The following is a 13,255-nucleotide window of genomic DNA, read 5'->3' on the forward strand; positions in this document are numbered from 1 at the left end:
GAGGCACCGAGATGGCCGGGAAGAGACGACGGTTCACGCCGGAGTTCAAGGCGCGGGTGGCGCTGGAGGCGCTGCGCGAGCACGACAGCGTGCAGGCGATCGCGAGGCGGCACGAGCTTCATCCGAACCAGGTGAGCACATGGAAGCGGCAGTTGCTCGAGGGGCTGCCGGAGGTGTTCGCCGGGGGCGCGGGCCGGAAGCTCGCGAAGGAGCACGAGGCGAAGGTCCGGGACCTGCATGCAAAGATCGGGGAGCTCACGGTCGAGCGGGATTTTTTTCGGCGCGGGCTCAAGCGCTGAGCCGGGCGGAGCGGGTGCGGATGATCGAGCGGGGCGGACCGCTGAGTCTTTCAAGGCAGTGTGCGCTGGTGGGGGTGAGCCGGTCCTCGCGGTACTACCGGCCGAAGGGGGAGAGCGCGGAGAACCTGGCGCTCATGCGGCGCATGGACGAGCTGCACATGGAGTACCCGTTCTACGGGAGCAGGCAGATGATGCGCCATCTCCGCCGCGAGGGCGTCATCGTGGGCCGGCACCGGATCCGGCGGCTCATGCGGCTGATGGGAATGGAGGCGACCTACCGGAGGCCGCGCACGAGCGTGGCGAACTCGGAGCACCGGGTCTTTCCCTACCTGCTGCGCGGCCTCGAGATCTCGCGGGCGGACCACGTGTGGTGCGCGGACATCACCTATGTCCCCGTGACGCAAGGGTTTTTCTACCTTGTGGCGGTGATGGACTGGGCGACCCGGCACGTGCTCGCGTGGCGGCTGTCGAACACGATGGACGCGTCGTTCTGCGTCCAGGCGCTGGACGACGCGCTGGGCTGGCGGGCCCCGGAGATCCTAAACACCGATCAGGGCTCCCAGTTCACCAGCGAGGCGTTCGCCGACCGGGTGCTGGACGCGGGCGTGGCGTTCTCGATGGACGGCCGGGGCCGCTTCCTCGACAACATCTTCATCGAGCGGCTGTGGCGGTCGCTGAAGTACGAGGCCGTGTACCTCCATGAACTCAGGGACGGGCTCGACGCCGCACGGATCATCGGCTCCTGGTTCGACTTCTACAACGAGGTGCGACCCCATTCGTCCCTCGGCGGGCGGACGCCGGGCGAGGCCTACCGCAACGGCAAGGGGACGGCGTGAACGGCGGATCCTTGCGCCTGCCGGGGCGCGCCCTGGTGAGCCCGCGGGGCCGGGGCGCAACGCGGGATCCGCCCATCCCGGGCGCCTCGCGCCGACGGCGGCCAAGCCCCGCTCCCCGGCCGGGTTCCCCTCCCGGCCACCGGGGCCCATGTTGGAAGCTGTCCTTCCCCTGCCGGTGGAGGACCCACGGGTGGAGCACCCACCCCAAGACAACTCACGGAGAAGGCTCCCGAGGGCTCTCACAACCACTCGGAATCCACCTTAACTTTGCCCTCGGACTGTCCAACGAAGTAAGACCACCTCACTCCGCCTCGAACGGGATCTCCGTCGGTTCTCCCCCATCCATGGGGATGTTCCAGATCTTCCCGCCGTACGAGGCGACGATCGCGGAGCCGTCCGGGAGGAAGGCGTAGCCCGGCAGGAGGTCGAGGGGCGCCCGCGACTCCTGCTCGTCGCGCTGCACGGGATAGGCGAGCCACGTCTCCTCCCCGGTCTCGAGATCGCGCTTCCTGAGGCCGGTGTCGGCGTTGTAGCGGGTCCCGTACACGAGCCAGCGGCCGTCCGGCGAGATCGCGGGACGGAACGCCGACCCGTAACGGTTCGTCATCGTCGTCGTCGTGCCCAGCTCGCGGTCGTAGCGGTACAGCTGGTAGCGGGGCAGGGCCGCGTTGTACTGCCAGTCGCCGAAGCCGCCCGCGTACCAGATGTGGCGTCCATCCGGGCTGAACGCCGCGCCGATCCGCTTGACGGCGGAAGATCCGGGCAGCGCCAGGGGTGAGCCGCGCTCCGCGTGGTACATGGCGAGCTGCGCGACGCCTCCCAGCCCGGTGGTGCGGCTGGCCACGATGTACTCCCCGTCCGGGCTCCACGCGGGCGACAGCATGAGGCTCGACCCGCCGCCGGCGACCTGAGTCGTGTCCGTGAGATCGAGGCGCAGGGTCCACAGCGCGTCGCCCCCGCTGCGGTCGGAGATGAACGCGACCGACTCGCCGTCCGGGCTGAAGCGCGGCTGCGTCTCGTACGCCATCCCGGTCAGGAGGGGCGACGCCTCCCCGCCGGCGATCGGCATCGTGTACAGGTCGCCCAGGAGGTCGAAGACGATCATCGACCCGTCGGGACTCACGTCGAGCGAGATCCAGGTCCCTTCCGTTGCCGTGAAGCTGGCCGTACGCGCGCCCCGCAGCGGCAGCGGCTCCCGTTCTTCGGGACCGCCGGGCCCAAACATCTGGGCCGCCGCGGGAACGACGGTCGCCGCACCGACCACCGCCGCCAGCGCCGCGGCCCCCGCTCCCGTCCTCAGGACCCTCGCGCGCCGGTTCATCGGTCACCTCCCCGGAGCCCGGCGCTTACGGCGGGCGCCGTGTCTCTCCACGGTTCGTGCGGCGCGGGCCGTTGCCGGGGCCACAGCTCGTCGAGCGTGTCGCCGTCGTAGAGTCGCCCGTTCATCATCACCCTGTCGATCGTGTTCGTGTTGCGGATGTCCTCGAGCGGGTCCGCGTCGAGGATCACGAGGTCCGCGAGCTTGCCGGGCTCGATCGAGCCCAGGTCGCCGCTGAGGCCGATCGCGTCGGCCCCCATGAGCGTCGCGGCGCGCAGCGCGTCGTGCTCGTCCATGCCGCCGCTCTGCAGCGCCCACAGCTCCCAGTGGTAGCCGAGGCCCTGCAGCTGCCCGTGGCTCCCGATGCCGGTGTTTCCGCCGTTCTCCACCAGCTGCGCCAGCCACGCGGCGTGCTTCGGGAAGGCGTATTCCTCCTCGGCGAACCAGCCGCCCGGGCCGGGGCCCGTCGTCTGGAGGCGCCGCGCCTTGAAGTCGAGTTCCCGCTTCGGCGTGAAGTGCGTCAGCTTCTCATCGCCGAAGATGTCTTCGTGCGTGTAGAAGTAGTTCTCCCCCCACGGTCCGCCGTAGGAGACGAGGAGGGTGGGCGTGTTCACCGTCCCCGAGGTCGTGAACAGTTCGACGACATCCCGGTACGCCGGAATGATCGGCATCGTGTGCTCGACCCCCGGATATCCGTCCATGGCGTGCGTCATGTTCAGGCGATAGTCGAGGCCGCCCTCGGTGGTGGGCATCAGCCCCAGTTCGCGCGCCGCCATGATCAGCCACTGCCGCTGCCGCCGGTTGCCCGCCATGTACATCTTGAACGTCTTCGTGTCGTAGTACTGGCTGTACTTCCGCAGTACCTCGAGCGCGTGCTCGTAGCTGCGGATGAAGTCGAACCGGAACACGCCCGGGCCGGTGTGATAGATGCGCGGCCCGGCCATGCGGCCGGCGCGCACCATGTCCTCGTAGGAGAGCACGTCGGTCGTGGCTGTCTGCGGGTCGCGCGTCGTGGTCACCCCGTAGGCGAGGTTCGCCTGGTAGATCCAGGGGCGCGCCCAGTGGAAGTCCCACAGATTCCACATGTGGGCGTGCGTGTCCACGAACCCGGGCACGACCGTCTTGCCGCCGATGTCGATGACCTGGGCGCCCTCCGGCACGTCGCCCGGCCCCGCCCGCACCGAGGCGATGCGGTTGTCGGTGACGACGATGTCGGCGTTCTCGACGATCTCGTCGCCGTTCATCGTGATCGCGCGTCCGCCGCGCAGGACGACGGTGCCGCGGGATGTCGCGCTCCGCCGAAACCTCGACCTGCCGTTCCGCCGCGGCGTACGCCGTATCTGCGGCGGCCGCGTCCAGATCGTAGGTGAAGAAGGCGTTGCCCAGCGACCAGTGGACCGTGCGTCCGTCCGCGCCCCAGGTGGGGAACTCGGCCCCGAGTTCGTTGAGCTTCCAGACCGGCACGCCGGCCGAGTCCGGCTTCGCGACATCGATCCTCGGCAGCGTGGCGCCGAGGTCCGGTACGGTCACCGCGTACACATCGCGCCCTACGTGCGCCATCGCGAGGTCACCCTGGGGAGCCATGATGACGGCGTCCGCGCCCAGCAGAACGATGATTTGCTCGCGGGGCTCGTCGTCGTCGAAAGTCGGCGGCATGGGGAGGTCCGACCGGGGGGAGCGGTCGTACCGCCCGTACCGCGACGGGACGCCGCCCGCGTCCATGTCCGCCCGGGCCGACACCTGAAGGTGCTGCCGCCGGTCCGTGTCGTCCCAGCGGGCGGACGAGAGCGCGGTCGTGGGAGTGGGCGGGGTGGGTGACCCGGGCACCGGGTCCGCGCGCGCCGTCCCGTAGTAGTAGATGCGGTCCGGGTCCGACGTGAAGTGCGGGGCGCGCCGCCCGCCCGTGGGGCCGATCGCCGTGATGTTCCCTCCCTCGGCGGGGACCCATACGAACTCGGAGTCGAGGCCGAAGCCGATGAAGGGGTCGATCGCCTCCTGCACGTTCCGGCGCGACGAGCGGATGGCCACGATACGGCCGCCGTCCGGCGACCAGGCGATCTGCTGGTAGTACGCGGGCTCGGGCGTGATGTTGGTGCTCGCGCCGCCGTCCGCCGACACACGGCGGATGTGGCCCTCGCCCGAGTCGTCGTCCCACGTCACGTACGCCACGTCGCGGCCGTCGGGAGACCACACCGGGTGGAACTCGCCCACCTCGTCCTGCGTGAGCCGCCGCGGCGTCCCGTCGGGCAGGTCGGCGACGTAGAGCCGGTCCAGTGCGGTGAAGGCCACGCGCGTCCCGTCCGGCGACGGCTTCCCGTCCCGGATCTGCTTGACGACGAAGGTCGGCGTATCCTCGATCGGGTACTCGAAGTCCACCTCGGGCCCGACCGCGACCTCCGCCTCCACCGTGAACGGGATCTGGGCCGGGTCGCTCCCGTCGACCGGCACGCGCCAGATCTTCCCGCCGTACGACAGGACGAGCGCTTCCGAGTCGGGCGTGAAGGCGTAGCCCGGCAGCACGTCCATCGACGCCGTCGACTCCTGATCGTCGCGCTGCACCGGGTACGCAAGCCAGCGCTCCTCGCCGGAGTCGAGGTCGCGCAGCCGGATGCCCGTGTCGGCGTCCTCGCGGGTCGCGTACGCGAGCACCTGACCATCGGGTGAGAGCGCGGGCCGGAAGGCGGAGCCGTAGCGGCTCGTCATCGGCGTCCGGGTACCGGTCCGTCGGTCGTAGACCCACAGCTGGTACTGCGGGAAGATCGCGTTGTACTGCCAGGTGCCCGAGCGCTGGGCGTACCAGATGTAGCGACCCTCGGCGTCCACCGTCGCGCCCAGCATGCGCTGCGCCCCCGAGCCGCCCACCATCTCGAGCCCCGTCCCGCCGTCCACGTGGTACAGCCACAGCTTTTCCAGCCCGAAGAACGCCCGCGCCCTCGACACCAGGACGTACTTGCCGTCCGGCATCCACTCCGGCGACAGGAAGGTGCTCCCGATCCCCTTGCTCAGCTGCGTCGGTTCGCCCCCGGCGGCGTCGATGAGCCACACGTTGTCGTCCCCGCTCCGGTCCGAGACATAGACGATCCGCATCCCGTCCGGGCTGAAGCGCGGCTGAATGTCGTGCGGCAGGCCGCTCGTAAGGCGCGTCGCCTCGCCTCCGGTGATGGGCATCCGGTACAGGTCGCCCAGAAGGTCGAAGACGATCGTCTCGCCGTCCGGACTCACGTCGAGCGAGATCCAGGTCCCCTCGCTGGTCGTGAAGCGCGCCCAGCGGGCCGGTTCGAGCGGAAGGCCCCGGTCGGGATCCTTCTTCTCCTCCTCCTGGCCCTGCACGGGGAGCGCCGCGAGCGGCATGAGCAGCAGCGGGACGGCCGCCCAGGGGCGACGATGGAACGAGAACATGCGCCGACTCCGTTCCCGGGGTTGTGGTGTATCCTTCTACGCGATCTTCTGCACGACGACGTACGAGGCGAATAGTAGTGTCGCCTGGCACTCGCGACCAACAGAAATCGGAACGACAAAGGGAACGATCCTTGGGCAACCACAGAGACATCGCGCTCATCTCCGTTTCCATCGACCTCGGCGCCGGCCGGCGGGGGGTGGACATGGGCCCCTCCGCGCTCCGCATCGCGGGGATCAGCCGGGAGATCGAGGCCATCGGCCACACCGTCTCCGAACTCGGCACGCTGACCGCCGGAGGACTCGAGACGACCGAAGTGGGGGACAGCGAACTGCGCTACCTGGATGAGGTCGCCCAGGTCGCCGAGCGGACGCGTGCGGCCGTGCGCGAGGGGCTGAACCGCGGCTGCACGCCGCTCGTGCTCGGGGGCGACCATTCGCTCTCGATCGGATCGGTGGCGGCGGTGGCCGAACACTACCGGCCGCGGGGGGGCGCCATCGGCGTCATCTGGGTCGATGCTCACTCGGACATGAACCGGCCCCGCACGTCGCCCAGCGGCAACATCCACGGGATGTCGCTCGCCGTGCTGCTGGGGCGCGGAGAGCCGCGACTCACGCGCGGGCGGGCGAGCGTTCGCGCCGAGAACGTGAGCGTCCTCGGTGCGCGGGATCTGGATCGCGGCGAGAAGCGACTCATCGGCGAACTCGGCGTGCGCGTGTTCACGATGTCCGAGATCGACGAACGCGGGGTGGGTCCCTGCATGGACGAGGCGCTGGAGCGCGCCAACGCCGGAACCGCCGGCTTCCACCTCTCGTTCGACCTCGACGCGCTCGATCCGCGCATCGCGCCCGGCGTGGGGACCCCCGTCCGAGGCGGCCTCACCTACAGGGAAGGGCACCTCGTGTGCGAGAAGGCGTCGCGCTCCGGCCGCCTCCTGAGCCTCGAACTCGTCGAACTCAACCCCGTCCTCGACGACCGCAACCAGACGGCCGAACTGGGCGTTGGTCTCGTTGCCTCCGCGCTCGGCGCCACGATCCTCTAGCAGACACGCCGCAGTCCCGCAACGCTCCGCCCGGGCAGGGGCGCCCCGGTTCGCCGACTTGCGGCGCGGCGCAGGCCTGACGGATTCTTTCGATCGCAGCTGTCGCCGCGGGAACCACGATCGAGGGGGTCACATGCGCGACACGATTGAACGGTTGCTCCTCGCGACCGTCGCGGCCATCGGGCTGGCCGGGTTCGGCCTGGCCCGACCCGCGGGCGCGCAGCAACCGACGGCGGCGGAGCTGGCCGACCTTCGCCACGGCGTCCCCAACGGCGCGTGGCGCTCGACCTACGCCGCACCCGGGCATCCGGCGACCCTGATCCGGGGCGCGGTGCTGATGACCGCGGCCGGCGAGGAATACGTCGGCAGCATCCTGTTCGAAGACGGGATCATCGTGCAGATCGGCCGCGATGTCGAGGCGCCGGCGGACGCGGTGATCCTCGACGGAACCGGGCGCTTTGTGACGCCGGGTCTCATCGACTCGCACTCGCACCTCGGCGTGTCCGCGACGCCCGAGGTTCCGACGAGCTTCGACAACAACGAGACCGGCATGACCACGCCCGGCGTCTGGATCGAACATTCGATCTGGCCGCAGGGTCCCGGGTTCGTGCGCGTCCTCGCGGGCGGGACGACGACACTGCAACTGTTGCCCGGCTCCGGAGATCTCATCGAGGGGCGCGGGGTGACCGTCAAGCCCGTGCCCGCCCGCACGCCCCAGGAGATGCTGTTCCCCGACGCGCCCCGCACGGTCAAGCTGGCCTGCGGCGAGAATCCGAAGCGCGGCGACGAGTTCCCCACCACGAAGATGGGCAACGTTTTCGGCTACCGGGAGGCGTTCATCGCCGGGGCGAAGTACCGTGACGAGTGGGACGCGTGGCTGGCCGATCCCCGGGGTGGGCCGCCGGACCGCGACCTGGGCCTGGAGACGCTCGCCGAAGTGCTGAGGGGCAACATCCTCGTGCAGTGGCACTGCTACACGGCGGACGAGATGGCCACCAACCTCCAGGTGGCACGCGAGTTCGGCTTCCGGGTGCGGTCATTCCACCACGCGGTCGAGGCCTACAAGATCCGCGATCTCCTGGCCGAGAGCGGGACCTCCGCCTCCATGTGGTCGGAGAACTGGGGATTCAAGATGGAGGCGATCGACGGGATCCCGGAGAACGTCGCCCTCGTCTCCGCCTCGGGCGCCCGCGCGATCATTCATTCCGACGACGACATGCGCGCGCAGTACATGAACCACGAGGCCGCCAAGTCGATGTGGGCCGGCCGTCGGCGGGGGATGGAGATTTCGCGCGACGAAGCACTGCGCTGGGTCACGGCCAACCCGGCCTGGGCCCTCGGGATCGACGACCGCGTGGGGACGCTGGAGGTCGGGAAGAACGCCGACCTCGTGCTCTGGTCCGGCGATCCGTTCTCGGTCTACTCCGTCCCCGATCAGGTGTGGATCGACGGAGCGCTGCGCTGGGACCGGAAGGACTCCGACTACCAGCGGGTGAGCGACTTCGAACTCGGGCTGGTGAAGAAGGGAGGCGGCCGATGACCCCCTCCCGGATTCAACGTACGCGGCGCGGGGCGTGCATTGCGCTCGGGCTCTCGGCGTTCGTCGTCGGCGCGGCCGGCGCGGCCGCTCAGACCATCGCGATCACCGGCGGGACCGTGCATCCCGTCGCGGGGCCGCCGATCGAGAACGGCGTCGTCCTCATGGAGGATGGCCGCATCGTCGCAGTCGGGCCGGCCGCGGAGGTGCCCATCGGAGACGCGGCCATCGTCGATGCGACCGGCAACGTGGTCACGCCGGGTCTCATCGAAGCCGGCACGCAGCTCGGCCTCGTCGAGGTGGGCGCCGTGGCGTCCACGCGGCACGGAAGTCTCGACCGGGGCGCGAACCGGAGTGCGTTCCGGGTCAGCGACGGGCTCGACCCGCGATCGATGCTGTTCGCGATCGCCCGGGCCGACGGGGTCACCAGCGCGATCACGTCGCCCACGGGCGGCGTCCTCTCCGGGCAGGGCGCGGCGCTCACGACCCTCGGCGCCACGCGCGCCGAGGTGCTGTTCCGCGATCCGGTGGCGCTCTACGCGTCCCTCGGCCCCGGTCCCGGGGCGGCCGCCGGGGGGAGCCGGGCCGGTGCGGTCATGGAGCTTCGCGAAGCGCTCGAAGACGCCCGGGACGAGGTGGAGGAGAGCGCAGGCGAGCCGGGCCAGGCGGCGATCACCGCGGTGCTCGCCGGGGAGATCCCCCTCATCGTCCGGGCCAGCGGCGCGACCGACATCGAGATGGCGCTCGAAATGCAGGCTGAATACGGCTTTCGCATGGTCATAGACGGAGGGGAGGAAGCATGGCTGCTGGCGGATCGCCTCGCCGCGGCCGGGGTGCCCGTGATGGTCCGGGCGCTCGCGAATCTGCCCACGCAGTTCGACCGGCTTTCCACCCGATACGAGAATCCGGGCCTGCTCTCGGCGGCCGGCGTCGACGTGATCCTCACCACGCGAAGCTCCCACCGGGTGGGTCAGGTCACGCACGAGGCCGGCAACGCGGTCCGGTACGGGATGGACTGGGACGATGCGCTGGAGGCCATCACTCTGGCGCCGGCCCGCGCGTTCGGCATCGACGACGCGGTCGGAAGCATCGAGCCCGGCAAACGGGCCAACGTCGTGATCTGGTCCGACGACCCGCTCGACTTCGCCGGCTACGCCGAGACCGTCTTCATCGATGGCCGGCAGGTCGATACGACCTCGCGGCAGCTGCAACTCTTCGAGCGCTACCGTCGCATCGACCCATAGCCAGCCCTTTCACGCTCGCTTGCCGGGGAAGGCCTGCGGGAGTAGGGTAATCTGATTGACATTCGTTGACATTAGATCACTCCTAACATGATGTCGGAGAGACCCGAATGGATCAGATTACGGCGCGCGTGCCCCATACGATGGTCGAAGCCTTGGATGCGGCGGCCTCGGCCTTGAGGCGAAGCCGGGCCGAGATCGTGCGGCACGCTCTGGAGCGGTATCTGGAGGATTTTGACGATCTGACGGTCGCGGTGGAGCGACTGCGCGATCCCGGCGATCCCGTGCTGGACTGGGATGAGGTCAGGGGTGACCTGCTCCGTTCGGATTAAGCAGAGCGCGGCCAAGGCGCTCGCCCGTATTCCGAAGCGAGACCGTTTACGCATCGTAGAGGCCATCGATGCGTTGGCGGAGCACCCCCTCGCAGGCAGTTCGCTGAAGGGAGGCCTCCGCGGCCTCCGGCGCGTCCGTGTCGGCGACTACCGGGTCGTGTACGAGGTGCTCGAGGACGCACTGGTCGTGCTTGTCCTGCGCGTCGCGCAGCGTGGGACCGCCTACCGGCGGAGTTAGCCTGCGGCACCTGGCAAGACTCCGCCCGGCTGGCCGCCTCCCGGCGGATCTCCGATAATCCTGTGTTCGACCATGGGTGGGCGCCGATGGCCCGGCCGTAGCGCGCCGGGGCGCCCACGATGGCCCGTCCGCGGGCCGCGCGAAGCTGAAGGAGCGAAGGATGATGAACACGAGACTCGGATGCGCCGCCCTCCTCACGGCCCTCGCGGCCGGAACGTTCGCCGCGGACGCCGCGGCCCAGACCCGGCGTCTGTCGCTCGATCACTACCTGGACATGGAGACCGTCTCCGATCCGCGGATCTCGCCGGACGGGTCGCGCATCGTCTACACGCGCGGCTGGGTGGACAAGGTCAACGACCGGCGCGAGTCCTCGCTCTGGATGATGAACGCGGACGGGAGCCGGCCCCGGAACCTGCTCGAGGGCGGCGGCGCGCGCTGGTCCCCCGACGGGACCCGCATCCTGCACACCGCGCGGGGCGAACCCTCCGGATCGCAGATCTTCGTGCGCTGGATGGACGATGAGGGCCTGACGACCCAGGTCACGCGCCTCGAGAACGGGCCTTCCTCGCCGCGCTGGTCTCCCGACGGGAACTGGATCGCGTTCACGAGCCGTGTGGACGACCGCGCGGACTTCGCGGGCGTGGACCTTCCCTCCAGCCCGGACGGCGCCACCTGGACGGCCGGACCCAAGATCGTCGAGCGCGCCGGTTACAAGCGGGACCGCCAGGGCTACGTGGACACCGGCTGGACGCACGTGTTCGTCGTGCCGGCCCACGGCGGCTCCGCCCGCCAGCTCACGGACGGAGACTGGAATCACGGCGGCATCGCCTGGAGCCCGGACGGGACCGAGATCTACTTCACATCCTACCGGGAGCCCGACTGGGATCGTCCCTCGAACTGGCAGGAGTCGGAGATCTACGCCGTCTCCGTGGCGTCCGGCGAGATCCGCCGGCTCACGGACCGGCGCGGCGCGGACTCGGGACCCGTCCCCTCGCCGGATGGGAGTCTCATCGCCTACACGGCGGGGGATGAGCACCGCGACACCTACCGGAACATCCGGATCCATGTCATGAACCGGGACGGGTCCGGCTCGCGGCTCATCTCCGGGGACTACGACCGCCAGTCGGGCGGCTTCGAGTGGGCGCCCGATGGGAGCGGGCTCTACTTCAACGTGAGCCGGGAGGGGTATCGCCAGCTCCACTTCGTCTCGGTCGACGGTGGCGTGACGCAGCTGACCGAGGGCAGGCACCTCTTCTCCCTCTCCTCGTTCGCGGAGGAGGGGACGGCGGTCGGCACGATCTCGACCGACCACGAACCCGGCGACCTGTACCGCTTCGCGCTCTCCAACCCGGGCGACGTGACCCGCCTCACCGAGGTGAACGCGGACATCCTGCACGGGGTCACGCTGGGCGAGGTGGAGGAAGTCTGGTACGAGTCGACGGACGGGTTCCGGATCCAGGGGTGGATCGTAAAGCCGCCCGACTTCGATCCGAATCGCGAGTACCCGCTCATGCTCGCCATCCACGGCGGGCCGCACGGGATGTACAACGGCGGGTTCAACTTCGCCTTCCAGGAGCACGCGTCGAACGACTACGTCCTCCTCTACACGAACCCGCGCGGGAGCACGGGCTACGGCACGGAGTTCGCGAACGCGATCAACCACGACTATCCCGGCGCGGACTTCCCCGACCTCATGGGCGGCGTCGACGAGATGCTGCGGCGCGGCTACGTCGACGGGGACAACCTGTTCGTGTACGGGTGCTCGGGCGGCGGCATCCTCACCACGTACATCGTCGGGAACACCGACCGCTTCCGGGCCGCCTCGGCCAACTGTCCGATCGTGAACTGGATGTCGGCCATGGGGACGTCGGACGCGGTCGGCTACCTGCGCACGTTCGAGAAGCCGTTCTGGGAGGACGTGGAGGAGTGGATGGACCGTTCCTCGATCTTCTACGTGGAGAACGTGACGACGCCCACCATGCTCATGACGGGGGAGATGGACCTGCGTACCCCCATGGGACAGACCGAGGAGTTCTACCAGGCGCTCCACTACGAGGGCGTGCCGACGGTCATGGTGCGCTTCCAGGACGAGTGGCACGGGACGAGTCGCCGGCCGTCCAACTTTTTGCGCACGCAGCTCTACCTGAGGAAGTGGTTCGAGAAGTGGGGGACGCACCGACCGGCCGTGACGACGGAGGACGACGCTTCTTGACCTCGCGGGTCGAGCGCGCTTTCGACGACGGGGTCGCGTTCATCCCCTTCCTCTCGAGCGGGTATCCGCGGCCGGCGGACACGCCCCGCCTCCTCGAGCGGCTGGCGGCGGACGGGGCGGACATCATCGAACTGGGGATCCCGTTCAGCGACCCCCTCGCCGATGGGCCCACGATCCAGGCCGCGAGCTGGCGTGCTCTGGAGAAGGGGACGACGGTCGAGTCCACGCTCGACCAGCTGGCGGACATCTCGGCCGACCTGCCGCCGGTCGTCGTCTTCTCCTACCTGAACCCGATCCTGCGCATGGGGGTGGAGCGTTTTCTCGAGCGCGCGGAGGCCGCGGGGGCGGCGGGGCTGCTCGTGACCGACCTCCCGGTGGGGTCGCACCCGCCGCTCGAGCGCCAGCTCGCCGCGAGCGCGCTCGACCTCATTCCGCTCGCGGCGCCTACCACGCCGCGCGCGCGGCTGGAGACGATCCTCGGCCACGCCTCGGGGTTCCTCTACTACATCTCCCGCCTCGGCGTGACGGGGGCGCGGGAGGCGCTGGACGCCACGCTTGACGACCAGGTGAGACGGCTCCGGAGCATGGTGCGGCTCCCGGTCGCCGTGGGGTTCGGCATCTCGACGCCGCGGCAGGCGGCGGCGGTGGCGGGGATGGCCGATGGCGTCGTCGTCGGCTCCGCGCTCATCGCCGCCCTGGGCCGCAGCGAGGCCGCCTTCGGGGAACTGTCCACCGCCCTCGCCGCCGCCGTGCACCGGGAGGCGTAGCGGCCCGCGGCGATTCGCCGCGAGAGGCCAACGCTG

11 protein-coding genes are annotated in these 13,255 nt (G+C 69.9%); 8 read left to right on the forward strand and 3 right to left on the reverse strand.

Annotated features, from left to right (window positions below; genetic code table 11):
- The first annotated feature begins 11 nt into the window (after positions 1-11).
- Positions 12-1,135 (forward strand): IS3 family transposase gene (locus tag ACPXY0_RS02990; protein ID WP_423928334.1). Its coding sequence is split into 2 segments (ribosomal slippage): positions 12-285 and positions 285-1,135, totalling 1,125 coding nucleotides; the frame shifts between segments, so codons are not numbered across the junction.
- A 301-nt stretch (positions 1,136-1,436) separates the two neighbouring features.
- Here the strand turns inward: ACPXY0_RS02990 and ACPXY0_RS02995 are convergent.
- The 3 genes from ACPXY0_RS02995 to ACPXY0_RS03005 are packed head-to-tail and all read right to left on the reverse strand — an operon-like array spanning position 1,437 to position 5,852.
- Positions 1,437-2,456, reverse strand: coding sequence for a TolB family protein (locus tag ACPXY0_RS02995; RefSeq protein WP_423928336.1), 1,020 nt, complete (start codon positions 2,454-2,456; stop codon positions 1,437-1,439).
- Entirely contained in the window at positions 2,453-3,067 is a 615-nt protein-coding gene (locus ACPXY0_RS03000; RefSeq protein ID WP_423930547.1) for an amidohydrolase family protein, read from the reverse strand. The genes ACPXY0_RS02995 and ACPXY0_RS03000 overlap by 4 nt, the downstream gene beginning before the upstream one ends.
- Positions 2,982-5,852: a hypothetical protein gene (locus ACPXY0_RS03005; RefSeq protein WP_423928338.1), complete on the reverse strand. Its 2,871-nt coding sequence runs from the start codon at positions 5,850-5,852 to the stop codon at positions 2,982-2,984. Before ACPXY0_RS03005 ends, ACPXY0_RS03000 begins: the two co-directional genes overlap by 86 nt.
- 131 nt (positions 5,853-5,983) lie before the next feature.
- On the opposite strand from ACPXY0_RS03005, the gene rocF reads away from it, so the two are divergent.
- The 7 genes from rocF to trpA all read left to right on the forward strand — a co-directional run bounded on the left by rocF (position 5,984) and on the right by trpA (position 13,219).
- Entirely contained in the window at positions 5,984-6,892 is a 909-nt protein-coding gene (gene rocF / locus ACPXY0_RS03010) for an arginase (protein WP_423928340.1), read from the forward strand.
- Between the two features lie 133 nt (positions 6,893-7,025).
- On the forward strand, positions 7,026-8,432 hold the full coding sequence (locus ACPXY0_RS03015; protein WP_423928342.1) for an amidohydrolase family protein: 1,407 nt from the start codon (positions 7,026-7,028) through the stop codon (positions 8,430-8,432).
- The gene (locus tag ACPXY0_RS03020) at positions 8,429-9,673 is read left to right on the forward strand and encodes an amidohydrolase family protein (RefSeq protein WP_423928344.1); all 1,245 of its coding nucleotides are present in this window, start codon (positions 8,429-8,431) and stop codon (positions 9,671-9,673) included. The genes ACPXY0_RS03015 and ACPXY0_RS03020 overlap by 4 nt, the downstream gene beginning before the upstream one ends.
- 107 nt (positions 9,674-9,780) lie before the next feature.
- Positions 9,781-10,002: a ribbon-helix-helix protein, CopG family gene (locus ACPXY0_RS03025; protein WP_423928346.1), complete on the forward strand. Its 222-nt coding sequence runs from the start codon at positions 9,781-9,783 to the stop codon at positions 10,000-10,002.
- On the forward strand, positions 9,980-10,240 hold the full coding sequence (locus tag ACPXY0_RS03030; protein WP_423928348.1) for a type II toxin-antitoxin system RelE family toxin: 261 nt from the start codon (positions 9,980-9,982) through the stop codon (positions 10,238-10,240). Before ACPXY0_RS03025 ends, ACPXY0_RS03030 begins: the two co-directional genes overlap by 23 nt.
- 163 nt (positions 10,241-10,403) lie before the next feature.
- A complete protein-coding gene (locus ACPXY0_RS03035) occupies positions 10,404-12,452 on the forward strand; it encodes a prolyl oligopeptidase family serine peptidase (protein WP_423928350.1) in 2,049 nt (682 codons plus the stop codon).
- The gene (gene trpA, locus ACPXY0_RS03040) at positions 12,449-13,219 is read left to right on the forward strand and encodes a tryptophan synthase subunit alpha (protein WP_423928352.1); all 771 of its coding nucleotides are present in this window, start codon (positions 12,449-12,451) and stop codon (positions 13,217-13,219) included. The genes ACPXY0_RS03035 and trpA overlap by 4 nt, the downstream gene beginning before the upstream one ends.
- Positions 13,220-13,255 lie beyond the last annotated feature (36 nt).

The sequence above is a fragment of the Candidatus Palauibacter sp. genome, assembly GCF_965237495.1.
Lineage (GTDB): Bacteria > Gemmatimonadota > Gemmatimonadetes > Palauibacterales > Palauibacteraceae > Palauibacter.

Bases quoted from the DNA above. Each gene is read 5' to 3' on its own strand.
- ACPXY0_RS02995 (WP_423928336.1), bottom strand. From the start codon at position 2,456: ATGAACCGGCGCGCGAGGGTCCTGAGGACGGGAGCGGGGGCCGCGGCG.
- ACPXY0_RS03005 (WP_423928338.1), bottom strand. From the start codon at position 5,852: ATGTTCTCGTTCCATCGTCGCCCCTGGGCGGCCGTCCCGCTGCTGCTC.
- ACPXY0_RS03015 (WP_423928342.1), top strand. From the start codon at position 7,026: ATGCGCGACACGATTGAACGGTTGCTCCTCGCGACCGTCGCGGCCATC.
- ACPXY0_RS03020 (WP_423928344.1), top strand. From the start codon at position 8,429: ATGACCCCCTCCCGGATTCAACGTACGCGGCGCGGGGCGTGCATTGCG.
- ACPXY0_RS03025 (WP_423928346.1), top strand. From the start codon at position 9,781: ATGGATCAGATTACGGCGCGCGTGCCCCATACGATGGTCGAAGCCTTG.
- ACPXY0_RS03035 (WP_423928350.1), top strand. From the start codon at position 10,404: ATGAACACGAGACTCGGATGCGCCGCCCTCCTCACGGCCCTCGCGGCC.